Source organism: Paenibacillus sp. P46E, from assembly GCF_001909095.1.
Classification (GTDB): domain Bacteria; phylum Bacillota; class Bacilli; order Paenibacillales; family Paenibacillaceae; genus Paenibacillus_AQ; species Paenibacillus_AQ helianthi.
The window spans coordinates 38,421-61,506 of sequence record NZ_LVYZ01000051.1 but is presented as its reverse complement, the minus strand read 5'-3'; the positions used below and the strand labels follow the sequence as shown (position 1 = coordinate 61,506).

The window sequence follows — 23,086 nt, the reverse complement described above, 5'->3', positions numbered from 1 at the left end:
CGTATCATTCTTCTCAAAAGGAATGAAATAATTCCCTGTCATTCCGCAACTTGTCGTAATTTTCACAGTATATATTAACAGCATGAATTACTTGGAGGGTCTCTAGTGATGAGATGGAAAAAAATAGCGCTGTGTGTGGTTGTGTTTTCCTTAATGGGCGGTTCATTATTATTTGCAGATGCCGTTAATCAGAAGATCAGAGTATGGAGCAACGGCAAGGAAATATCGGATGGCGGTTACTTGATTGACGGTAAAGCCTACATTCCCGCCAGAGAAGCAGGGGGTATCGTCAGCTGGGATGGTTCTGGTAAGCTGAGCATCCTGAGACCCAATGTGCATATTGTTCTGTTCAAAGGTGATAATGTTTTTGGCAATGTGAATGTAGGCAAGCTTAAGATCAAGGTGCTAACTCAGGTAGACAGTCTAACTGAGGATGTTGCCGCGGTAAAGGTTGCGATCACGGACCCGTCGGGCAACGTGAAGGATATCCAGTCCCAGGAACTGGGGAGCTCGAAGAAAGAGGACTTCTGGTTTCCGACTTCGGAATTCACCTATGATTTCAAGGATTCCGGGAAATACCGGGTTGGCTTCTATATCAAACCTTCCAAAGGCGCGGATTATGTACTTGTGTCAGAGAAAGTAATCACTGCGCTAGATTGATCAATTCAGAGCACCCTCAAATTGACCTTGCTTATCTTACGTGTTACGATACCAAATGTAGGATAATTCAATTCAAAGTGAGGTATTACAATGAGCGATCACAAACATGAGCATGGCCATGAACATGGTGAAGCATGCGGTTGCGGACATGATCACGACCATGAGCACGAGGAGTTTGTGCTGACCTTGACGAACGAGCAGGGCGAAGATGTGGAAATGGTGCTGGTAGAAACGTTCGACGTAGGCGAGAAGCTATATGCATTGCTGCTGGAACGCGAAAACCCTGAGGCAGACGGCATCATTCTGCGCATGGAAGAAGAAGATGAAGAAATGGTACTTTACAACATTGAAGATGAAGCTGAATGGAAAGCTGTTGAAGAAGCTTACAACGAGCTGCTTGCCCAGCAAGAATAGATTTCATGAAGCAAAATGGGCCTCTCGATATTGGACAAGACCTGCGAGGCTTGCATACAAAAACCCGATACTGAAGAAGTATCGGGTTTTTGTATGTTGAATGTATGAAGGGAAGGCGATCAGGAGATCGGGTCCGCCTCGACGATGACTTTGACGTTCGTGATACTGCGGTCCTCCGGACCTTTGACCGGCAGCCCGATTTCCACATGATCAATGATATAATCGATGTTATCCTGGGTAATTACTTCACCTGGGAGCAAAATCGGAATTCCTGGAGGATATACGTAAATGAATTCTGCGATGATGTAACCGGCGGATTCACGGAAAGGAACCAGCTGGGTATCGGCATAGAATGCATCCCGCGGAATCAGTGCCAGTTGCGGAATTTCCGGCACCTGCACCTTGAGCTCATAGATTTCACCTTTGCTGTAATGAATGGCAGAGAGCACTTTCAGTGCGGCAATCAGCTTATCTACCGATTCCTGGGTATCTCCTGGCGTAATCAGGCAAAGAATGTTATACATGTCGCTAAGCTCAACTTCAATGTTGTATTTCTGACGCAGCCAGTTCTCGGTTTCGTAACCGGTGATGCCGAGGTGGCGCACATGGATGTTCAGCTTGGTCGGGTCAATATTGAACGTTGCTTCCGTACCAAGAATTTCTTTGCCGAAGCTGTACAGGCCTTCAATGCTGTTAATGGTATCTCTGGCATAATTCGATAGGGCAATGGTTCTTGCAGCCATCTCGTGGCCGTTCAGGGCCAAATTACGTCTGGAGGTATCCAGGGATGCCAGCAGGATATATGAAGTTGAAGTCGTGGTCAGCATGCTGAGAATGGTTTGAACCCGCTGCGGGTTGACCAGGCCGGTCTTGGCATTCAGATTGAGCACCGAGCTCTGTGTCATGGAGCCGCCAAGCTTGTGTACACTGGTGGCTGCCAAATCCGCTCCGGCCTGCATGGCCGATACCGGGAGATCCTCATGAAAATGAATCAATACTCCATGTGCCTCGTCCACCAGTACGGGAACGCCGTAACTGTGGGCCAGGTCGACAATCGAACGCAGATCGGCACAAACGCCAAAATATGTTGGATTGATAACAAGTACACCCTTGGCATCGGGATGGCGTTTTAAGGCCTTCTCGAGTGCGCTGGTGGTAATACCGTGGTCTATCCCAAGATTCTCATCCTGTACAGGAGAGACAAAAACAGGCTTGGCTCCGGAGAAAATAATCGCTGACATCACGGATTTGTGAATGTTGCGCGGTACAATAATTTTGTCTCCTTCCGAGCAGACAGAGAGGATCATAGTCATGATGGCATTGCTCGTGCCTTGTACGCTAAAATACGTATAGTCGGCGCCGAAAGCCTCCGCAGCCAGTTTTTGAGCTTCAAGAATTACGCCGGTAGGCTGATGAAGATCATCAAGCGGTGCGATGTTGATCAAATCTATGGATAGAGCGTTATCGCCGATAAACTCACGGAATTCGGCATCGGTTCCTAGCCCCTTCTTATGCCCGGGAATATGAAATTGAACTGGATTTCCGGCGGCATGCTTTTTGAGAGCAGTGAAGAGGGGAGTTACATGTTGATCCATTTAATGCTGTCACAACCTTTCGTGAAGAGTAATTTTTTCAAGCAAGCATCAGTATAACAAAACAATCACCATAATACTAGGATGTGATGGAATGTCTGGCAAAGTAGCTGAACGTATGCATATCAATTTAGCCTCTCCGTTCATTATGGAGATGTGGGTCATTATCTTTCTGGTGGAATTTGTAAAAGGATCACTGCTGGTAGCCCTTCTGCCGGTTTATATGGAGAATATCCTTGGATTATCGGTAACAGTTGTTGGCTTCTCGTTTGCAATGCAATACCTGGGAGACAATCTGTTCCGCAGCCCGTCGGGCTGGGTCATGGAACGCATTGGATACCGCTGGACGATGACAGGGGCTCTGCTGCTGATTCTGGTGGCGGTTGGACTGATCATTTATGCCAAAGATGCACTATGGTTATCGGTTGCCTGTCTGATTCTGGGCATTGGCACCTCACCGCTCTGGCCTTGTACCATGACTGGTATTACCGAGCTGGCCGGTTCGACGAAAAGCGGAAGCAGCGGGGCGGCCATGGGTGCTGTGGAGATGGCCTCATTGGCTGGAACAGGGATCGGCCCCATCACAGTCAACTTTTTGATGGATCATGGCGGACAGAGCTACCGGGCTGTGTTTCTGGTGCTTATGGGTTGTGCCGCAGCTGTCGCAGCCGTTGCTCTGCTGCTGCCGTCAAGGATAGGAAGTCATGCGCCTCATGCGGTTGTGCGGGACCGGGGAGATGATGGGGCGGCGGTCGTGCACGGACGGGTGAAACCGCTGGAAAGTCTGAAGCGGACATGGCGTCAGGTCAGAACCTCGCTGAAGGTCAGCCGCTTGTTGTTTCCTGCACTCTTTCTGCAGGCCTTTGCGATAGGCCTGATGACCCCTGTGGTCACCCTGTTTGCCCGTTCCGAGCTGCATGTGACGCCGAACCAATTCAGCCTGCTGCTGATTGCAGGGGGCGGCATAACCGTACTGGCACTGATTCCGGCCGGCAAACTGGTGGACCGGATTGGAACAAGCATTTTCCTGAACATCGGATTCCTGCTCGCCGCGGGCTCGCTGGCCTTTTTTTCACAGGTGCGCTGGCTGCCGCTCGCCTTCTGTGCAGTAGCGCTTGTAGGCATCAGCTATGCCTTGATTCTCCCGGCCTGGAACGCTTTTTTGGCCAAGCAGGTGCCTAAGGGAGAGAGGGGAACCGTATGGGGACTGTTCCTGACGCTGCAGGGTTCCGGTATGGTGGCTGGTCCCGTGATCTCAGGGAAACTCTGGGATTCCGTGGGGCACAGCGCTCCCTTTTTGGCAAGTGCTTTTGTTATGGTACTGTTGTTCGGGCTGCATCTGCTTATTGTCCATCGAACCGGGAAGAAGATTTGGACAAGCTAGAATGATTAGAGATAGTGTATAAAAACAGCAAAAGCCGCTGGCAGCCGGAGGATTCCGGAAGCAGCGGCTTTTTTGCCGACTAGAAGCGGGCAGAGCAGTAACTAAGTAAAGAAAGACAGTGCATGGAAATTTAGAAGGACATGCGGTAGAGCGGAAGCAGAGTCTCGAATGTCTTCCGGACTACGGTGAGAAGCTTATCGCCATCGGATAACAGCGGGTCCTCTCTAGCGATCCGAAGTCCGCATGTGACCTCGGCTTTCTTAACCTCTTTAAGCTTGCGCGAGAGCTCGGTGAATGCGGGCTTATCCATGCCGGCATGCGGGGTTCCCTTTGAATCCAAATGATCTGTAGACCAGAAGTACCCGCCTGGAAGCTCTGATTGAATGTCGTCCATATTCCGGAGCAGCGCCTCGGCAAATGTCACTTTATTAGTGCTTTCATAAATGATGGCAAAAACAATAAAGAGATGGCTCTGAAACATGCCAACCTGAAAATGCGGCAGCGCCTTATAGCCTCTTTTATTCGGACCCCATGCCACCCAGGTATCATTCGGCGCATGAACAGTCCGGCGTGCATGTTTGGCTACATGCGGGAACATCTCCTCCCCGGTGAGCGAGGATAATAGTGGGGCGACTTCATCGCCCAGCTCGTTCAGCTTAGGCCGGACTTTTGCGATCAACGCATTCATGCGCGGCTCCAGACCGTCAATCTGAAATACATCAAAATCATCAGTGGTAAATCCTTGAAATGGCATTGCAGCGTCTCCTCGTGTGAATAATGGTGTAAATATGATGATAACAGCAGATTAAAGTCTGCATAGCCCTCTGTACCTGCATTACAGACAAGTTATTTGCAGCAAAACTGGAGTGAAGCGTTTGGAAAAGGCAGAAAGCGGGTAAAAATAGTCAATAAACCAAGTTACCGCTACATAAAATGAAGTATAAAATAAGAGTAAGACGAACGCAAAGTTTTAAAAAGCAGGTTGAGGTCCGGCAGTCGGTTCTGCTCTAAGTTAAGCTAATGAAGCTGGCTTTGCTGTAACAAAGCAGTTAGGGGGGAGTGCCGTGAACAAAAACGACGAAGTCGAGTATTGCAATCTGGAGCTGCGCTTTGACAGACAGCATCTCCAGGATCTGATCAAGGACTTGATTAAGGAAGGCTATTCCCTTTATTGGAGCGAGAATGAAACGGTTTTTCTTATCTCGGTGCGCACCGGCCGCAAGCTTGTGAAGCTGCGTTTCCAGCGGATTAAGGAAGGTTTCAAACTGGTGGGAGATTATATGATCCGTGATGCGCGCCTGTCTGAGTGGATGGAAAAGCTGATTGGTGATATGCGGGGGCATGCCGTCGTTAAGCGGTTTCGCGACCGCCAGATCATTATTGAAAATATTTTGTTCGGCGAAGTGATCCGGCTGGTGGAAATCTCCGGCTACCAGCAGCGAGTGCTCTACCAGAAAGGCCCGCTGCTGTCTGATCAGGAGCTGACAAAGCTGTTCTTCTCTGTGGATGGGGAAGAGCGGATCCGCGACCGCAGGCTTGAGGTGGATGAGGTGCTAGACCAGCTCCACAAGGCTATTCTGACCAAGGATACTGAACGGATAGAAGCATGCAAAGCCAGGCTTCTGGTGTTGACAAGGGAACTGAATATGCTTGAATGGTGATATAGCCGAAATTCAGGTTAGGCCAGGGCATCCCGTTTATGGGGTGCCTTGTTTACTTACTGGGCAGTTAAAATCAGCGGTCCGTCCGGCGTGATAGCGATCGTATGCTCATATTGCGCTGATAACTTGCCGTCGGCCGTTCTCGCCGTCCATTCATCGTCGTCGATCGTGATACGAAACGTACCTTCGTTGATCATCGGTTCAATCGTAAACACCATGCCTTCCTTTAACCGGATGCCTTTGCCGGCTACGCCGATATGCTCGTAGCTCGGCTCCTCGTGCAGACTCCGCCCGATTCCGTGCGCCAGCAGATCGCGTACGACTGAGAACCCGTTCGCTTCCGCATGCTGTTGAATTGCCGACGTTATGTCGCCAAGCCGGCCCCCAGGGAGTGCCCAGGCGATCCCCAGCTCCAAACATTCCTTTGCTACATTCATTAATTTTTGCGCCTCCGGCCGGATATTGCCCACCGCATAGCAGTAGCACGAATCGCCGAACCATCCGCCGTATTCCACGACGATATCGAGTTTCAGCAAGTCACCGTCCATAAGCACCCGGTTTGAAGGAATACCGTGGGCGACCACATCGTTGACCGATATGCAGGTTTCAGCGGGGAAGCCGTTGTACCCTTTGGTAAACTGCTTGCCGCCCAGCTTGGTGATATGCCCTGCAACAAAGTCATTGATTTCCCGGGTGGTTATCCCTGGCTGGATCAATTTGGCCACCTCACGGTAGCAGTCCGCGATGATTTGGCTCGCCGGCTTCATTTCTTCGATTTCCCTGGGTGATTTTAAAATGATCATCTTGTGTTTGTCCGCTCCTTTTTCATTTTACAATTTTAAAAACAGGGCAATATCCCTGGCCTCCTCATGCAGCTTTCCGCGGCGAAGCGAAAGCGAGGCGCAGCCGACCAAGGCGGCCAGCAGCATTTCGGCGCGCTGCAGCCGATACGGCAGCTCCGCCGCGTTTCCTCCGGTAGCGGCAGTCCCATCCGCCGCACGCCCGGATTCCAGCAGCTTGGCCAGCGGCGCGAGCACCTCCCGGCGGAAAGCGGCCGAGAGCAGGGCTGAGCGCGCTTCAGGCAGCGAGGCAAAGCCCTCACCGGCCAGCTTATGCAGCAAGTACAGGGCGTGGTCCTCCGCCCAAAGCTGCAGCAGCCGGACGCTGGCAACGGCGACGGGGCCAAGCTCTGCGGCAGCAGCCGTTTCGGGGTTTCGGCTTCGGGAATCCGCCATAGCTGATATTCCGGTGTCCGCCGCCGCAGCTAAGCCGAAATGCCCGCCCGCCGGCGTTTCCCCCGAAGCCGAAGCGCGCGTGACCTCCAGCGGAACCTTTAGTAGAGCCTCCAACGGGGGCTTCAGCGGAACCTCTAATACGGCCTCCAGCCATCCCACGGACCGCTCCAACGCGTCCCATAGCAGATCGTAGAGCAAATCGCCCTTATTGCTGTAGTAATGGTACACCGTGCCATAGCCGAGTCCCGCCTGCGCGGCCACATCGCGGATTTCCAGTAAAAGCCCTTTATTCAAAAAGACATCGGCAGCCGCTTTACGGATTTGCGCCAGACGCCGCAGCCGGATATCTTCGTTTTGTTCCTTCGTGCGTGGAGTCATCTCGTCCGTTCACCTCTTTTATTATTGACCTGCTCTTATGTCAATATAAAACATCGGCTTGCGAATAACAAGAGGTTAGCTGAAGGATTTCCGGCTCAACTTGGAAATCAGTGCTTGATGAAAGGGTTTGCCTCGAATGAGCGAACCTGTTTGGAACATTGCAACGCGAATGGTCAAAGCGCTTAATCAGCCCGATAAACGAAGGTTCCTTTTCTAACGGTTGTATGTATACATTTTTGGTGTCACTCACAACCATTAGATTTCTCGCCCGCTTCGCGCGCCCGCATACTCCTCTGATCAAGTACCGGTTTCAGTTTTGAACGGGGGTTCACTTCTGGCGGCAAAAACGTTAAAATACTCGTTGTGAGCAATTTCCACGATTTACGCAGGAATTTGTCAATGAAATTGATCGCTTTCAAGCAGGCTGAACTTTGCTGTCTCTGATAAAGGATGGTATTCTAATACTGCGAGAAATGGATTTCACAAAAATATAAGGTGCAAAGGGTGGAGAACCAGATGGCAAAACAACAAATCGGTGTGATTGGCTTGGCAGTAATGGGTAAAAACTTGGCTCTTAACATCGAGAGCAGAGGCTTCACAGTATCGGTATATAACCGTTCCCCGGAGAAGACTCATGACCTTATCAGCGAAGCGGAAGGCAAAAACCTTGTGGGTACTTTTTCCATCGGGGAATTTGTTGAATCGCTGGAAGTGCCGCGTAAAATTCTGATTATGGTTCAGGCGGGTAAAGCAACCGATGCTACAATTGAGCAGCTGTTACCACATCTGGATCAGGGCGATATCATCATCGACGGGGGCAATGCTTATTTCCCTGACACGGTTCGCCGCAATAAGGAATTGGAGGAAAAAGGCTTCCGCTTCATCGGTACAGGTGTTTCCGGCGGCGAAGAAGGCGCACTCAAAGGACCTTCCATCATGCCTGGCGGCCAAGAAAGCGCCTATAAGCTGGTTGAACCTATTCTTACGGCAATCTCGGCCAAAGTGGACGGAGAGCCTTGCTGTACATATATCGGACCTGACGGTGCCGGACACTATGTAAAAATGGTGCATAACGGTATCGAATATGGCGACATGCAGCTGATTGGCGAAGCCTACCATTTGCTGAAGGATGTTCTTGGCCTGGATGCCAAAGAACTTCACAGCATCTTCGCGGACTGGAACAATGGTGAGCTGGACAGCTATCTGATCGAGATTACCAAGGACATTTTCGCAGTATATGATGAAGAAACCGGGAAGCCGATGGTCGATGTAATCCTTGATGCTGCCGGCCAAAAAGGTACAGGCAAATGGACAAGCCAAAGCTCACTGGATCTCGGTGTACCGCTGTCCATGATCACCGAATCCGTATTCTCACGGTTCCTGTCAGCTATGAAAGAAGAACGTGTTGCAGCGAGCAAAGTGCTGAGCGGCCCCGTAACCGAGCCATTCCAGGGCGACAAAGCCGAGTTCATTGAGAATGTCCGCAAAGCTCTGTTCGCGAGCAAAATTGTATCCTATGCCCAAGGGTTTGCACAGCTTCGTGTAGCTTCCGAGGAATATAACTGGGATCTGAAGTACGGCAGCCTGGCCAAAATCTGGCGCGGCGGCTGCATTATCCGCTCCCGTTTCCTCCAGAACATCACCGATGCCTACGAGAACAATCCAGAGCTTAAGAATCTGCTTCTTGATCCGTTCTTCAAGGACATCATGGACTCCTACCAGTCCGCATGGCGGAAAGTAGTATCCGCTGCAGTAATGCAAGGGGTTCCGGTTCCAGGCTTCTCCAGTGCCCTGGCTTACTATGACAGCTACCGTACAGAACGCCTGCCTGCGAACCTGCTTCAGGCACAGCGCGACTATTTCGGTGCTCACACCTTCAAACGTGTGGATAAAGAAGGCGTCTTCCACCACAACTGGTTGTCTGAATAAATTCAGGTATAAGCTACAGACAGCGGCCCGAATGGCTACTCGCGTGAATGCGGGGGCTTTCGGGCCTTTTTTTGCGGAAGTGGTCTCTATTTGATGATCTCGAAGCCGTTTCTGCTCAGAGATTTAGCGTTTGTGCAATGTTTTCACCCTGTGTTATGATATGACAAATGTCGCGGTTGGAGGGTCGTTATGAATTACGCCAATAAAAATATCATTCTGGTCGGGATGATGGCCACGGGGAAGTCGACGGTCGGCGCACTGCTGGCAGAGGAACTGGGCTATGAACTGATTGACCTGGATCATGTGATTATACAGAATGAAGGACGGAGTATTGCGGAACTCTTCGCTGAAGGCGGGGAGGAATATTTCCGGAAGATCGAATCGGCTGTGCTGAAGGAAATGCTGGAAGGGGAAAGCCGTATTATCTCCACAGGCGGCGGCGCCGTGCTGGCTCCGGGGAATGCGGAAATCATGCTGCAAAAAGGACTTGTGGTCGCGCTAACAGCTACTGAGGAAGAGATTATCGCCCGTGTCAGCGGGGATGAGAACAGGCCGCTGCTCGCCGGCAATGCACAGGAACGGGTACGTGCGATTCTGGAACAGCGCAGGGACGCGTACCGTTTTGCACATTGCACGGTCGATACAACGAAGCGGAGTGTGGCAGAAGTGTCGGAGTATATTTTAATGCACTACCGCGGTTGAGCTTTTAAGCGTATGTGTGATAGACTTAGGCATCCGCAGTTTCATTCCAGTCAATCATTCCGCCGCTGAGGTTGGATGTCTTGAAGCCGAACTGCTGCAAGTATTCGCATACACGCTGACTGCGCGCGCCAGAGCGGCAGATGAAGATGAGCTCCGCTTCCTTAGGCAGCTCGTCCGTATGCTGCGGAATCTCACCCATTGGAATGTGCTGTGCTCCGGGGATCATCCCGAAAGCGACTTCATCGTCTTCACGGACGTCTATCAGTACAAGGTCTTCACCTGACTCCAGACGCTGCCGTAATTGTCCTGCTGTGATTTGGGGAATCTCATTCATGGTTGTGACCTCTTTTCATCAGAAGAATGCCTTCATGATAACACAATTGCAGATTACCCTGTCAAACCGAGCAATACATAATATATATTCCACCAATAAGGAGAGCTTAGATCATGGATGTTATTGTTAGGCCTACACCCACCCTGCAAGGGGAATTTGGAGCCCTGTCTTCCAAAAATTACACTACACGTTACCTGCTGGTCGCCGCTTTATCGGAAGGAGTCAGCACGATCTATCACCCGGCACACAGCGAAGACAGTGATGCGATCCGCAGATGTATCGCTGATCTGGGAGCTGTACTTACGGAGGATGAGGAGAAAATTGTCATTCAGGGCTTTGGCCGCCATCCCCGCGATGTGAAGGAGCTGAACGTGGGTAATGCCGGTGCGGTGCTGCGATTTTTGATGGCTGTGGCTGCTCTCAGTCCTGAGGTCACCTTTGTAAATACATATCCCGATTCTCTGGGCAAACGGCCGCACGACGATCTGATTACTGCGCTCGGCCAGCTGGGTGTAGAGGTTGAGCATAATAACGGCAGATTGCCGATCACAATTCGCGGCGGCAGACCGGCGGGTGGACGGATCACGGTATCAGGTGCGGTCAGCTCGCAGTATTTAAGCGCCTTGCTGTTCCTGACCCCGCTGCTTGAAGAAGACAGCGAAATTATTGTGCTGGATGACTTGAAGTCTAAAGTGGTTGTAGGACAGACGCTGGAGGTTCTGGAACAGGCAGGGATTGTTGTTCACGCTGCTGAGGATTATATGTCCTTTAAGGTGCCGGGCAGCCAGGCCTATGAAGCCAAATCCTATACGGTACAGGGGGATTACCCTGGATCGGCAGCTGTCCTTGCAGCAGCGGCAGTCACGAAATCGGATGTGAAAATCCACCGGCTTGCCGAACAGAGCAAGCAAGGAGAGAGAGCGATTGTTGATGTACTGCGCATGATGGAAGTACCGCTTACCCATGAGAATGGCACGGTGCATGTACGGGGCAACGGTATTCTAAAGGCTGTGGAATTCGATGGTGATGCGGCAACGGATGCTGTCCTTGCAATGGTGGCAGCTGCCGTTTTTGCTGAAGGAACCTCACGTTTCTATAATGTAGAGAATCTGAGATACAAGGAATGCGACCGTATTACTGACTATCTGGCTGAACTTACCCGTGCCGGAGCAAGTGTAGAGGAGCGGCGGGATGAGATCATTGTCCACGGTAAGCCGGAGGGTGTTGAGGGCGGTGTGACAATCAATGCCCATTACGATCACCGGGTAATCATGGCGCTGACGGTAGTTGGCCTCCGCGCCCGCCAGCCCCTGCGGATCAAAGATGCTCACCATGTTGCCAAATCATACCCACAGTACTTCGACCATTTGCGTTTGCTTGGAGCAAATGTAGAGTGGGTAGAATAGAGTTATTTTGAACAGAGGTGTCCATAACTATGACTGAAGTTAGTCAATTAAGCATAAATCCGCTTACTCAGGATAATATACAGTCGGTACTTCAGCTTTTTAAAGATTCGATCTCGGATGCCTTTGAACAAGAAGGACTGGGACATTTGCAAGAAGATATTCAACATGAAGTTAAAAAAAAGAAATTAATGGCTGAAGCTTCTCTGGACTCCAAACATTCAGATCCCTATTTCCTCGTTGCCCAACTAGACGGGGCTGTCGTCGGCACGATTTCATTTGCACCCTGTGGTGAGGATATTCAGTCATGTACCGGACATCAGCTTGATGATGTTGGCGAGCTCGGGAGTTTATACATTTTGCCAAGGTATCAGGGGCAAGGTGTAGGTTCAGCCCTGATTAAGGAATTGATGGCATATCTGCGTAAACAAGGAATGGATCAGTTTTGCCTCGACAGCGGCTACACACGTGCACAGACAAGATGGCTGCAGAAATTTGGAGAACCCTATATAACGGTTAAGGATTATTGGGGCCCCGACTCGGTTCATATGGTTTGGTTGTGCAAAGTAAGCGATTTTAGCTGAAACTGATAATTTGGATCTTTTTACGCTGCGCTGTATGATGGAATAGTAAATGACTACGTGCCGGGTGGAAGAAGCATCCATGTAGCTTAGGCTATTACAACGGCACGATAAACAGAAAGGGGAAATACAGATGAGCTTTGAGAACCCAAGCCGGGAGCAGATTGGAGAAATCCTTGCTGCCGCGGGCAATATAGCTGTAGTCGGGCTCTCCGACAAAACAGACCGTACCTCTTACATGGTGGCAGGTGCTATGCAGAGCCGGGGCTATCGCATAATCCCGGTCAATCCATCGGTGGATGGTGAGATTCTGGGCGAGAAATGCTATCATACACTGGCGGAAATCCCTGAGCCTGTGGACATTGTCAATGTGTTTCGCCGCAGTGAATACTGCGCGGATGTAGCCCGGGAAGCCGCTGGCATTGGCGCGCGTGTCCTCTGGCTTCAGCAGGGCATTATCAGCCAGGAGGCTGCCGATATCGCAGCTGAGCACGATATGATTGCGATCATGGACCGCTGCATTAAGGTTGAGGAAGCGATCACGATGAAAGGCCGCAGCCGGGTGTAAGTGCTAAAGGTGGAGCTAATCTGCGGAACCCCGGAGCCCTAAGGGTTCTTCCTTCCTCACGGTTGCGCGGCGTTCCGGCTAATGTGCTCCGCTGCATCATTTTCACCAGAACCGTCGTTTTTTTCAGGCGGTATTGTTATACTTAATGAAGACGAAGAACGTCCTTTTCTCCATTTCACTTTGGAGCAGGACGTTCTTTTTTTATTTTTTCCGGGGATGGAGCCAACGAAAGGGCATAATATTACTCAGAATCAAATCGCTTTCCATCACTCTGATTAATCAAGTACATTAGGTGCACAGGCGGCACCAGCCTTCTACATGAAATTCCTCACTTAAGCGGTAACTTTGTGCTCATAATCTTTTGACAAAAGCTGCTGTAGCGCTTACCATTCAATATAGAATGAAAGGAGAGGGTCACCTTGAATTGGCTCGGATCTTTGCAGCAGTTGGGCAGAGCCATTATGCTTCCTACCATGGTGCTTCCGGCGGCGGCTATTCTGCTGAGTCTGGGCAGCTTGCCGTGGTCTGCATGGGGACTTTCTTCGGTATCCGAAGTGACTACTTACGCGGGGCAGGGGATATTTTATTTCATGCCTTATTTGTTTGCTGTCGGTGTGGCGTGGGGGTTATCCAATCAGGCCGGACCGGCGGGGATGGCGGCACTCGCGGGAATGTTCACTTATGACCGGATTGTTTCCAACATGGGAGACGGGGCTGTACAGCCTGCAACACTAATCGGAATTATCCTCGGAATTGTCGCCGGTGTGGCGCATAACCGGTTCAAAAATATCAAGCTGCCGGAGGCGATCCAGTTTTTTGGAGGATCGCGTTTTGTTTTGCTGTTCATGGGACTATTCTCCGCGCTGTTCGCCTGGGTGATGCTTGGACTCTCACCGGTGCTGCAGCATGGCCTGGATATTATGTTCCGGGATATTCAGATGACCGGCGGTTACGGAGTCTTCGTCTACGGGGTTCTTTACAGGGTGCTTACGGCATTTGGACTGCATCATATTTTGAATAATCTATTCTGGTTTCAGCTGGGAACCTATGCTACACCTGACGGCAGCGCAGTCGTGCAGGGGGATTTGCCGCGTTTTTTTGCCGGAGATCCTACAGCGGGTATTTTTATGGCCGGTCTGTTTCCGATCATGATGTTCGCGCTGCCGGCAATTGCGTTTGCCATTATTCAGGAAGCACGTGAGGATTTGAAGCCCAAAATCAAGAAAACGTTTTTGCGCGCCGCTTTGGTCTGCTTTTTGACCGGAGTATCGGAGCAGATCGAGTTTGCTTTCTTGTTTGCTTCTCCTTATTTGTTTGCACTGCATGTGGTCATGTCCGGCCTGGCGATGGTGCTGACCTATGCGCTCGGCATCCATCACGGCTTTTCCTATTCTGCAGGGGCCATTGATTTCTTCCTTAATCTGCATTTATCGCAGCGAGCCTGGCTGCTCATTCCGATAGGGATCGGCTACGGCATTGTCTACTATAATGTGTTCCGCTGGGCAATCCGGCGCTTTCAGATTCCGACTCCGGGACGCGAGGAAGGCTCGGAGCTGGGCGACTGGGCGGGCAACATCCCTTATCAGGCACCATTGATCCTTGAAGCGCTGGGCGGGAAGGAAAACATCGTTCAGGTGCAAGCCTGTATCACAAGGCTAAGATTAACGGTACACAATGACAGAAATGTAGATACGGGGGCGCTGAAGGGCTTGGGTTCGGCAGGTATTATCAAGCTGGGCGGCGGAAATGTTCAGGTCGTATTCGGGACCTATTCAGAGCTGATCCGTGAAGAGATCAACAAGCTTCTGCTCCGTGATCTGCCTCAAGTGCTGTTCAGTTCGCCGATTCAGGGCCGGATGATGCCGATTGAAGAAGTGCCGGATCATATTTTTGCCGCAAAGCTGGTTGGCGACGGAGTGGCCTTTTTCCCGGAAAAGGGAGAGCTCGTCTCGCCGGTCTTCGGCAAGGTCATGCACGTATATCCAACCATGCATGCAGTAGGCATTTCTACGCCAGAGGGGCTGGAGGTGCTTATGCATATAGGGATCGATACTTCACAGCTAAAAGGGCCGTTTGAGGCGCTAGTGAAGGAAGGGGACAGTGTGGAGCCAGGGCAGCTGCTGGTTAAATTTGACCTGACCTTTTTGCGTGACCATGCAGCCTCATTAGCTACCCCGATGGTCATCACTAACCCGGACCGTGTAAAATCCTGGAGCTATGCTCCATTCAAGAATGTTAAAAAAGGGCAGTCTTCCGTGATGTCCGTAGTTTTACATGAAAGCAATGTTGGAGGGATTGAAGCATGATACAAGGCATAGGCGCCGCAGCAGGTGTAGCCATCGGGAAGGCCTTTGTCTTGCCGAACTGGGAATGGAGCCTGCCGGACACACAGGTGAACCCTGTAGATCTGGCGAAGGAATTTGAACGTCTGTACGAAGGCATCCGTACCTCTAAGGATGAGATCGAGTTTATCAAAAAAGAATTCCGGGAGGTTGTCGGGCCGGAGGAATCGAGCATTTTTGACGCCCATCTGGCCATTCTGGATGATCCGGTATTCATGAGTGAAATCCGCGGTATTATCGAGCGTCAGTACAAGGCGGCTGAGGTGGCAGTCAAGGAAGCGATTGACCACTTTGTCGCTATGTTTGATCTGCTGGACGATGAATATATGAAGGAACGTGCTGTCGACATCAAGGATGTCGGCAACCGTCTGCTGAAGCATCTCCTGGGAGCGCCCGAGGTCACTCTGCCATCAGATACGCAGCCTTATATTCTGGTGGCCAAGGAGCTCTCACCTTCACAGCTGGCCCATTTGAATCCCACCTATGTGCTTGGCATCGTAACTATGATGGGGGGCAAAACCTCACACTCGTCCATTATGGCGCGGGCACTCGGTATTCCGCTGGTGGCCGGGCTGGAGAACAAGATCCTGACTCCGATTCAGACCGGCGATATGCTGGTTATGGACGGTGAAGCGGGGGTCGTTCAGCTCTACCCGGATGAACAGACCGTGGAGAATTATGCATCCAGACGAGCGAAGCAGCAGCGCAAAAAAGAGCAACTGGAACTGCTCGCTACCGTGGAGGCCGTGACCAAAGACGGCGTTCCGCTGCGCCTGGCCGGCAATATCAGCTCCGTGAAGGAGCTGGATATGGCGCTCAAATACGGGGCGCAGGGTGTCGGACTGTTCCGGACCGAATTTTTGTATATGGACCGTACTTCTTTCCCGACGGAAGAGGAGCAGTTCGAAGTCTATAAGCTGGTTGCGGAAAAAGTAGGAAGCGAAACGGTGGTCATCCGGACATTGGATATTGGGGGAGACAAGCATCTGGATTATTTCCAGCTTCCTGAGGAGCAGAATCCATTTCTTGGCTACCGGGCAATCCGCATCAGTCTGGACCGTAAGGACATGTTCAAAACCCAGATTACCGCTATCCTGCGGGCCAGTCATTACGGGAATATGAAAATGATGTTCCCGATGATTTCTTCCATTGAGGAAGTACAGGCTGCCAAAGCGGTCTTGAACGAGGTCAAGGAAGAGCTTGATCAACTTGGGGTTCCGTATAACCGCAATATGCCTGTAGGCATTATGATTGAGGTCCCGGCAGCGGTGATGATTGCAGATCTTCTGGCAGAAGAGGTTGACTTCTTCAGTATCGGTACGAACGATCTGGTGCAGTATGTATTGGCGGTAGATCGGATGAATGAACAGATTGCCCATATGTATCATCCTTACCATCCTGCAGTACTGCGGATGATCCGGATGACCGTGGAAGCAGCACAGAGTGTAGGCATCGAGATTAGTGTGTGCGGCGAAATGGCTGCAGATGAACGGTCTTTGCCACTCTGGCTGGAGCTGGGAATCAGTAACCTCAGCATGTCGCCTCAAGCGCTGCTGAAGGTGAAGCACCGTGCCCTGAACACGCTGGCTTCCGAAGCCAGAGAAACGGCCAAGTTGTGTTTCAAGCACCGGACCAGTACACAGACAGAGGAGCTGCTGACAGCCTTTGCCGGACGGAGCGGGGTTCCGCTTGGGGCAGGTGCCGATTCAAAAGAAAAAACCTCTTGAGTGTACAAGGGAACCCATAGTGACAGTGAGCAGAATCCGGCGGGTCCGCCGGATTTTTTGCAAGTATTAGCCTCGGGATTCAAGCCAATGCCCCACTTTGTGGGGTTATTTTTGCTGTGCTTTCAAAAAAAGTAAAACCGTTTCCCTGCTAATGTAGTCAGTATATATAGAAATTCTAATAAAGAGCAGAGAGGGTGAGAAGTCGGAGCATGGAGAATCTTTTGGAGGGGGAGCGGGTGCTTGCTGTGGAAGAGGAGGAACAGCAGTTTATCCGCCAGGTCGCGGAGCAGAGGAAAATCCTCTACGGGATTGCCTACAGTTACTTGAGAAATGAACCAGATGCACTTGAAGTACTTCAGGAAAGTACATACCGGGCCTGGATCAGACGCAACAGCCTCAAGGACCCCGGGCGGTTTGCCCCCTGGTTGACCCGCATCCTGATCAATTGTTGCAAGGATGAACTGAAGCGCAGGAAACGGCTTAACCTGGTTGAACCTGTAAACCCCGGCGGCAGGATTATGGAAATGACCAGTGACCGCAAGCTGGATATGGAGCAGGCGCTGGACGGCGTAAAGCTGAAATACCGCCAGGTGCTGGTGCTGAAATATTACCAGGATATGACTGTATCCGAAATAGCCGAGGTGCTGAACCGGCCGGAAGGAACCATCAAGACCTGGCTGAACAAAGGATTGAAGCAGCTGCGCGATAAGTTGAAACGGAAGGGGGTATGGGAGCATGGTTCAGAATGAGGAAAAGCTGCTGAAGGATTATTTTGACGAGCTGTCTCTGGAGGCAGCGGAGGTACACGAGGTTAAGCTGCTTACGGCTATCCGCAGCGGGGTCCATGGTTCAAGAGGCGGGCGGATTCCGGGCAGAAGGGGTTACTTCCTGGGCGGATTAGCTGTGCTGGCCGTTGTACTGATGTTTGCGGTTCCGTGGATTGGCGGGCGTGAGGGGCTGCCTAACAGCACTATTCAAAGTCAGCTTGGCTCCGTGCACGACTGGGGGGAGTTTGAGGTATTCCGTACGGCTGTCGGCAGTAATCTTACGGTGTCATCAGCCCTCGATGCAGGTTTGGTGCAGCGGGTTAACGGCACTTCAGCGGAACGGAGCGGATACAGACTGACTGTAGACGGCATCGCAGCCGATCAGAAGGGGATTATCATTCTCTACACTCTGCAGAACCATACACTGGAGAATACGCGGAAGTTTAGAATATCCATGGTCAACGATGAGGATGCAATGGTAGATCGGTATGGGCCCAGGAGTGTGCAAAATTCGAAGCCGGGTATCACGCGCGGATATCAGCACATTTTGTGGGACGAAGAATATAAGGAATTGCCGGATCGATTGTTCGTAAAAGCGGGACTCTATGACGAGAACGAACGGGATGTAGCGCGCTTCACAACAGAAGACTATGCAGCAGAACTGTCCGTGCCGATAGCTCTGAATCAAGAAGCTTTAGCCAAAGCCGGACAAACACTCAAAATAAATCAAAATATGATTCTTGCAGGCCAGAACATTAAAATAAACAGTGTGTATATTGCGGTATCCGGCATTTATGTGGAAGCAGAATATGATGAGCGGAACTCCAAAGAAATCTTCGGATTGATCTCACCCCAGCTAATGCTGGGCAGGAGCAATGACCTTACGGAGTTACATACAAAACGCTCGATTTCCCAAGACAGGATTCGAACGCTCGTTTTTGACAACGTTAATACCTCCAAGGAGCCGCTGGAGATGAGAATCAATGGAATCCAGGCTCTGGACAAAAATGCAATGGAGCTTGTGATTGATACGGATAAGAAGCAGGTAATCAAAGGGCCGGATGATCGAATAAAGGTTTCTGTTAATACCGGTGCTTCAGGTAAGCGGACCATGCTGCTGGAAGTCTATCCGTCTAAGCAAAGAGTCAGGGCAATTGACGATGTAAACATGATTTTGGATGAGGACTTTACAGATGGCTCGGGGACTCAGCATACCACAAGGTTTGAAGACATCAGTGTGCCTATGCGCAAAGAGAGCACTGTTCAGGGAGCCATTCCTGTTTTGTATTATTACAATATAGGTAATGAAGCGCTGCCAGAGCCTCTAACGTTCAAGATTAACAGCTACCCCAATCCGATAAAAGAACAAGTTTCCCTCGCTATCCGCAAATAGCCGCATATTCACAGTAAAAGCCCTGACCTTCTAGCTGAAGGTACAGGGCTTACTAATGTTATTCTCCCGCCAGCGCATCGCAAAAGGCTTTGCCATAAGGCGGAAGATCCGGTGGGCGGCGGGCTGAGATGATATGCCCGTCTGTGACGACAGCCTCATCTTTCCAGATCGCTCCGGCATTTTCCATATCATCACGGATGCCGGGAGTAGATGTAACTGTTACACCGTCCAGTATTTTCGCAGAGATCAGCACCCAGCCGGCATGGCAGATTTGGCCGATTGGCTTCTTGGCGGCGTTGAAATCCTGCACCAGCTTCAGTACCGCGCTATATCGGCGGATTTTATCAGGAGCCCAGCCGCCCGGCACCAGAATGCCGTCATAATCGGAGGCGTTCAGTTCATCCCAGGAATATTCGGCTTTAGCGGGTACGCCATATTTTCCAACGTACGTTTTGTCTTTTTCCAGTCCGGCCAGATGCACTTCGGCACCTTCCTCCCTGACACGGTACACGGGGTACCACAGCTCTAAATCCTCGAACTCATCGTCAACGAGTGCAATGACCTTTTTTCCGGTTAGTCTCATGCTTTGCAGCTCCCTTCGTCAATCGTGGCTTCAGTACATTCTAGCAAATTTGAAATATGAAGTCATCCCGGGCGTAGGAATACTTTGCTTAATTGCCAAATTAATCATTTTATGCAAATCAGAAGGGATTGAGGGGAAGGAGGTCGAATATAGCAGTTAAGCAGGGATTTTATTACTAAGTCTGAGGTGTGGGAGATGCATAAAGAACAATTAATGAAGAGACCGTGTGACTGCGGCGGTATCATGACCATACATATGCATACGCTGATCTATAGTGCAAAGATAAAAATAACACATGTTCCAGTCTACACCTGTACCGAGTGCGGCCGTTACGAGCCTCTGCCATTTATCCGAAGCGATCTGGGCAAGCTGATTCACGAACTCGGGGAATCACCGCCTAAGCGGCATATTTCGTTTGCGGACAAGAATGAATGGGCAAGTGTACTTAAAGAAACTTTTGCAGCTGGATTGTTCGCGGGTGGAATATCTGAGGTAGAGGACGCGATCCGGAGTGGCATACAGGGGCGCATAGACTTACTGTTGGATGTCTACCAGGTGGCAGCAGATCTTCTTGATCGTAAGTGGATGGACGAAACTGGAAAAAGAATAGCTCAATTGACAGTCCAGTCGGCAGAAAAAGCGAAATAAATGCAGAATAAAGCGGATTCTGAAATTTTTTCTGCAAAATCAATGAAAATCTTTCACGAATGTTGGATTTTTCACGCGCTTTTTGATACGATAGAATTATATCAGACAAACCTATGAATACGACAAGTTCATTAGAAGCAATTACTCGGAGAAAATGATGTAACAGCAGGGCCCTTATTCCGTATAACGGTGGCGTTCCCGGCCTTTTGAAAGAAATTTTGAAAGGAAAATGAAGCGTTATCATTGCACAATTGTACAAAGTGTCGTATCATAATTTTAATTAGTCGAACGATAAAATTTATCGCAATGGAGAGAGTAATTTGACGGTAACCATTTACGATGTAGCTCGAGAAGCAGGCGTATCTATGGCTACGGTATCACGGGTTGTGAATAATAACCCAAACGTGAAACCGCAGACCCGGAAGAAAGTTTTTGAAGCGATTGAGCGTTTGGGCTATCGTCCAAATGCCGTGGCGAGAGGTCTCGCCAGCAAGAAAACGACAACCGTTGGGGTTGTTATCCCCGATATCTCGAACTCGATTTTTGCGGAAATTGCGCGTGGGATCGAAGATATTGCCAACATGTATCATTACAACATTATTTTGTGTAACGCGGATAAACGCAAAGAGAAGGAAATTCGTGTCATCAATACGCTTTTGGAGAAGCAAGTGGACGGTCTGCTCTTCATGGGCGGGACTGTAACTGAAGAGCACATTCAAGCGTTCCAGACGTCTGCTGTGCCAATCGTACTCTGCGCTACGCGTGATGAGAAGGGGACTTATCCTTCAGTTGATATCGACCATGAGACGGCGGCATTTGATGCTGTGAACACACTAATCCGTCATGGTCACCGCGAAATTGCAATGATCAGCGGTACCCTGCAGGATCCTGCCAACGGCTATGCCCGTTTCCAAGGCTATAAGAAAGCACTGGAAGCAGCAGGCATTGAGTATCAGGAGGACCTGGTACGCATCGGGAACTATCGTTACGAATCCGGTGTCGAAGCCATGAAGTATTTCCTGGGGCTGAAGAAGAAGCCGACGGCTATATTTGCTGCAACCGATGAAATGGCGATCGGAGCCATCCACAGTATCCAGGACGAAGGTCTTAAGGTTCCCGATGACTTCTCAATCATCAGTGTCGACAACATCCGTATGGCATCCATGGTTCGTCCTTTGCTGACTACAGTAGCACAGCCAATGTACGATCTGGGCGCTGTAGCAATGAGACTGCTGACGAAGCTGATGAAGAAGGAAACCGTTGAGAATCCGCGGGTTATTTTACCGCATGAGACGATCCTCCGTTTGTCAGTCAATCATGTGAACAAGTAAGCATTCGAATAGGTTTGAATATCTGTACGTAGAAAGCTCCTTCTGGGGCTTTTTATGTTTTATATCGTTGATTTTGACCGTGGGAGGATACATATGAACGAAGTCATTGGATTAATTGGAGCAATGGACGAGGAGATAAAACTGCTACTCGACAGCATGGAAGATAAAGTGAGCACTCTTAAGGCGGGTATTATTTATTATACAGGTACTATTTCAGGCAAACAGATCGTTCTCTGTAAATCGGGGGTCGGCAAGGTGAATGCTGCGGTAACGACACAAATTCTGATCGATACCTTTGGCGTGGCATGTGTGTTGTTCACAGGTGTTGCGGGAGCGGTACATCCGGATCTGGGCATAGGGGATATTGTGATCTCAGCGGACTGCATTCAGCATGATATGGACGTTACCGCTCTTGGCTACCCACGGGGGGTGATCCCCTATCAGGCGGTATCCTCTTTCCCCGCAGACCCTGCTCTTGTTCAATTGGCAGAAGAGGCCTGTATGAGCCTGAAGCAAAAGTCGATTACGGGAATAGTATTGTCAGGGGATCAATTTATTGCCAGCGCAGCCGTTGTGGCTGGGCTCCGTGAACATTTCAACGGGGCATGTGCGGAAATGGAAGGGGCCGCCGTTGCACAGGTTTGCTTTATGAACGCTATTCCTTTTGTGATTATCCGCTCCATGTCTGATAAAGCAGATGGTTCGGCACATGCAAATTACAACGAATTTACGGTAACCGCCGCCGGATGCTCCCATGCTATCCTTGAATATATGCTTAAGGCGATGTAAATCTTCCTTCCGGAGATGGATCTGCTGCATTAGTACATGAAACGCTGTCTGAAGCGCACCCGGTCAAAGGTTTCCTGCGAAGACATAGGCACTTCACGGCCGATACGGACCATGAGGCAATTGGCAGGGTGGGAGCAGATCTCCGGATCATCTGTGGCATACCACACCATATCCACAGTTTGCATAAGCTTCTCCATCATCTGGCGGTAAGCCCATACATCAAGTCCGCTGCCTTTAAGATCCCAATGCCAGTAATATTCGGTTGTAAATACGATGCAATTCTCCAGCTGTTCCTGCTCAAAAGCACTTGTAATCAGCAGCTTTGCAAGCCCCATTCCCCGATATCCATCCGCTACTTCAATAGCACCCAGCTCTATAAGATCAACCATGCCGCCCTGAGACCACAGCTCCAGTTCATCAGGATAGTGAAAAGTAACATATCCTGCTATCATATTGTCTGCAACAGCGGCTATTACACGGCCCTCACGCAATCCAGCAATCTCTATAAGCGCTTCCAACTGTTCCCGCGGTTTACGGAAGGCATCCAGATCAGGATGCATCTGCAGGCCTTTCAGCGTGTCTGGAGACAGAGGTCCACTAACGGTAAGTATACTATCTTGTTGATGAAGGATATGGGATACAGGAATTTTGCGGTGCTCCATGGC

23 protein-coding genes are annotated in these 23,086 nt (G+C 50.4%); 16 read left to right on the top strand and 7 right to left on the bottom strand.

Translation table 11 applies throughout. The features are described from left to right. The first annotated feature begins 108 nt into the window (after positions 1-108). Together A3849_RS19505 and A3849_RS19500 are read left to right on the top strand one after the other, a co-directional pair. The gene (locus tag A3849_RS19505; RefSeq protein ID WP_074112927.1) at positions 109-660 is read left to right on the top strand and encodes a flagellar hook assembly protein FlgD; all 552 of its coding nucleotides are present in this window, start codon (positions 109-111) and stop codon (positions 658-660) included. Positions 661-750: 90 nt separating this feature from the next. Then, positions 751-1,074: a DUF1292 domain-containing protein gene (locus A3849_RS19500; RefSeq protein ID WP_019911532.1), complete on the top strand. Its 324-nt coding sequence runs from the start codon at positions 751-753 to the stop codon at positions 1,072-1,074. A gap of 119 nt (positions 1,075-1,193) precedes the next feature. Here the strand turns inward: A3849_RS19500 and A3849_RS19495 are convergent, their stop codons facing one another. Continuing rightward, positions 1,194-2,669, bottom strand: coding sequence for an aminotransferase class I/II-fold pyridoxal phosphate-dependent enzyme (locus A3849_RS19495; RefSeq protein ID WP_074112926.1), 1,476 nt, complete (start codon positions 2,667-2,669; stop codon positions 1,194-1,196). Positions 2,670-2,760: 91 nt separating this feature from the next. Here A3849_RS19495 and A3849_RS19490 point away from each other — a divergent pair, with 91 nt between their 5' ends. After that, the gene (locus tag A3849_RS19490) at positions 2,761-4,050 is read left to right on the top strand and encodes an MFS transporter (RefSeq protein ID WP_074112925.1); all 1,290 of its coding nucleotides are present in this window, start codon (positions 2,761-2,763) and stop codon (positions 4,048-4,050) included. Between the two features lie 130 nt (positions 4,051-4,180). Here the strand turns inward: A3849_RS19490 and A3849_RS19485 are convergent, their stop codons facing one another. Then, entirely contained in the window at positions 4,181-4,804 is a 624-nt protein-coding gene (locus A3849_RS19485; RefSeq protein WP_074112924.1) for a YktB family protein, read from the bottom strand. Between the two features lie 310 nt (positions 4,805-5,114). Between A3849_RS19485 and A3849_RS19480 the strand changes: the two genes are divergently transcribed. Beyond that, positions 5,115-5,711 (top strand): hypothetical protein, encoded by a 597-nt coding sequence (locus A3849_RS19480; protein ID WP_074112923.1) that lies wholly within the window; start codon positions 5,115-5,117, stop codon positions 5,709-5,711. 56 nt (positions 5,712-5,767) lie between these two features. Here the strand turns inward: A3849_RS19480 and map are convergent, their stop codons facing one another. Next, positions 5,768-6,514, bottom strand: a complete 747-nt coding sequence (map, locus tag A3849_RS19475; protein ID WP_074112922.1) for a type I methionyl aminopeptidase — start codon at positions 6,512-6,514, stop codon at positions 5,768-5,770. Positions 6,515-6,541: 27 nt separating this feature from the next. Then, complete coding sequence (locus A3849_RS19470; protein ID WP_074112921.1) at positions 6,542-7,324, bottom strand: TetR/AcrR family transcriptional regulator; 783 nt, start codon at positions 7,322-7,324, stop codon at positions 6,542-6,544. 516 nt (positions 7,325-7,840) lie between these two features. Here A3849_RS19470 and gndA point away from each other — a divergent pair. Both gndA and A3849_RS19460 read left to right on the top strand, forming a co-directional pair. Beyond that, positions 7,841-9,253, top strand: coding sequence for an NADP-dependent phosphogluconate dehydrogenase (gene gndA, locus A3849_RS19465; RefSeq protein WP_074112920.1), 1,413 nt, complete (start codon positions 7,841-7,843; stop codon positions 9,251-9,253). Positions 9,254-9,442: 189 nt separating this feature from the next. Next, the gene (locus tag A3849_RS19460) at positions 9,443-9,955 is read left to right on the top strand and encodes a shikimate kinase (RefSeq protein WP_074088551.1); all 513 of its coding nucleotides are present in this window, start codon (positions 9,443-9,445) and stop codon (positions 9,953-9,955) included. Between the two features lie 25 nt (positions 9,956-9,980). On the opposite strand, the gene A3849_RS19455 is transcribed toward A3849_RS19460, so the two are convergent. Then, entirely contained in the window at positions 9,981-10,289 is a 309-nt protein-coding gene (locus A3849_RS19455) for a rhodanese-like domain-containing protein (protein WP_074088552.1), read from the bottom strand. Between the two features lie 113 nt (positions 10,290-10,402). On the opposite strand from A3849_RS19455, the gene aroA reads away from it, so the two are divergent. The 7 genes from aroA to A3849_RS19420 all read left to right on the top strand — a co-directional run bounded on the left by aroA (position 10,403) and on the right by A3849_RS19420 (position 19,070). Beyond that, positions 10,403-11,695, top strand: a complete 1,293-nt coding sequence (aroA, locus tag A3849_RS19450; RefSeq protein WP_074112919.1) for a 3-phosphoshikimate 1-carboxyvinyltransferase — start codon at positions 10,403-10,405, stop codon at positions 11,693-11,695. Between the two features lie 29 nt (positions 11,696-11,724). Next, on the top strand, positions 11,725-12,276 hold the full coding sequence (locus tag A3849_RS19445; RefSeq protein ID WP_074112918.1) for a GNAT family N-acetyltransferase: 552 nt from the start codon (positions 11,725-11,727) through the stop codon (positions 12,274-12,276). Between the two features lie 130 nt (positions 12,277-12,406). Next, on the top strand, positions 12,407-12,841 hold the full coding sequence (locus A3849_RS19440) for a CoA-binding protein (protein WP_074112917.1): 435 nt from the start codon (positions 12,407-12,409) through the stop codon (positions 12,839-12,841). 419 nt (positions 12,842-13,260) lie between these two features. Next, a complete protein-coding gene (locus tag A3849_RS19435) occupies positions 13,261-15,147 on the top strand; it encodes a glucose PTS transporter subunit IIA (protein WP_074088556.1) in 1,887 nt (628 codons plus the stop codon). Beyond that, on the top strand, positions 15,144-16,910 hold the full coding sequence (ptsP, locus tag A3849_RS19430; protein WP_074112916.1) for a phosphoenolpyruvate--protein phosphotransferase: 1,767 nt from the start codon (positions 15,144-15,146) through the stop codon (positions 16,908-16,910). Before A3849_RS19435 ends, ptsP begins: the two co-directional genes overlap by 4 nt. A gap of 209 nt (positions 16,911-17,119) precedes the next feature. Then, positions 17,120-17,659: a sigma-70 family RNA polymerase sigma factor gene (locus A3849_RS19425; protein WP_074112915.1), complete on the top strand. Its 540-nt coding sequence runs from the start codon at positions 17,120-17,122 to the stop codon at positions 17,657-17,659. Next, positions 17,646-19,070: a DUF4179 domain-containing protein gene (locus tag A3849_RS19420; protein WP_074112914.1), complete on the top strand. Its 1,425-nt coding sequence runs from the start codon at positions 17,646-17,648 to the stop codon at positions 19,068-19,070. Before A3849_RS19425 ends, A3849_RS19420 begins: the two co-directional genes overlap by 14 nt. A gap of 58 nt (positions 19,071-19,128) precedes the next feature. Here the strand turns inward: A3849_RS19420 and A3849_RS19415 are convergent, their stop codons facing one another. Then, entirely contained in the window at positions 19,129-19,653 is a 525-nt protein-coding gene (locus A3849_RS19415; RefSeq protein ID WP_074112913.1) for a type 1 glutamine amidotransferase domain-containing protein, read from the bottom strand. 243 nt (positions 19,654-19,896) lie between these two features. Here A3849_RS19415 and A3849_RS19410 point away from each other — a divergent pair, with 243 nt between their 5' ends. The 3 genes from A3849_RS19410 (at position 19,897) to A3849_RS19400 (ending at position 22,421) form a co-directional block, all read left to right on the top strand. Then, complete coding sequence (locus A3849_RS19410) at positions 19,897-20,301, top strand: hypothetical protein (protein ID WP_143191866.1); 405 nt, start codon at positions 19,897-19,899, stop codon at positions 20,299-20,301. 320 nt (positions 20,302-20,621) lie between these two features. Further along, positions 20,622-21,632, top strand: a complete 1,011-nt coding sequence (gene ccpA, locus A3849_RS19405) for a catabolite control protein A (RefSeq protein ID WP_074088561.1) — start codon at positions 20,622-20,624, stop codon at positions 21,630-21,632. A gap of 93 nt (positions 21,633-21,725) precedes the next feature. After that, complete coding sequence (locus A3849_RS19400) at positions 21,726-22,421, top strand: 5'-methylthioadenosine/adenosylhomocysteine nucleosidase (RefSeq protein ID WP_074112911.1); 696 nt, start codon at positions 21,726-21,728, stop codon at positions 22,419-22,421. 29 nt (positions 22,422-22,450) lie between these two features. Here the strand turns inward: A3849_RS19400 and A3849_RS19395 are convergent, their stop codons facing one another. Next, the gene (locus A3849_RS19395; RefSeq protein ID WP_074112910.1) at positions 22,451-23,083 is read right to left on the bottom strand and encodes a GNAT family N-acetyltransferase; all 633 of its coding nucleotides are present in this window, start codon (positions 23,081-23,083) and stop codon (positions 22,451-22,453) included. Positions 23,084-23,086 lie beyond the last annotated feature (3 nt).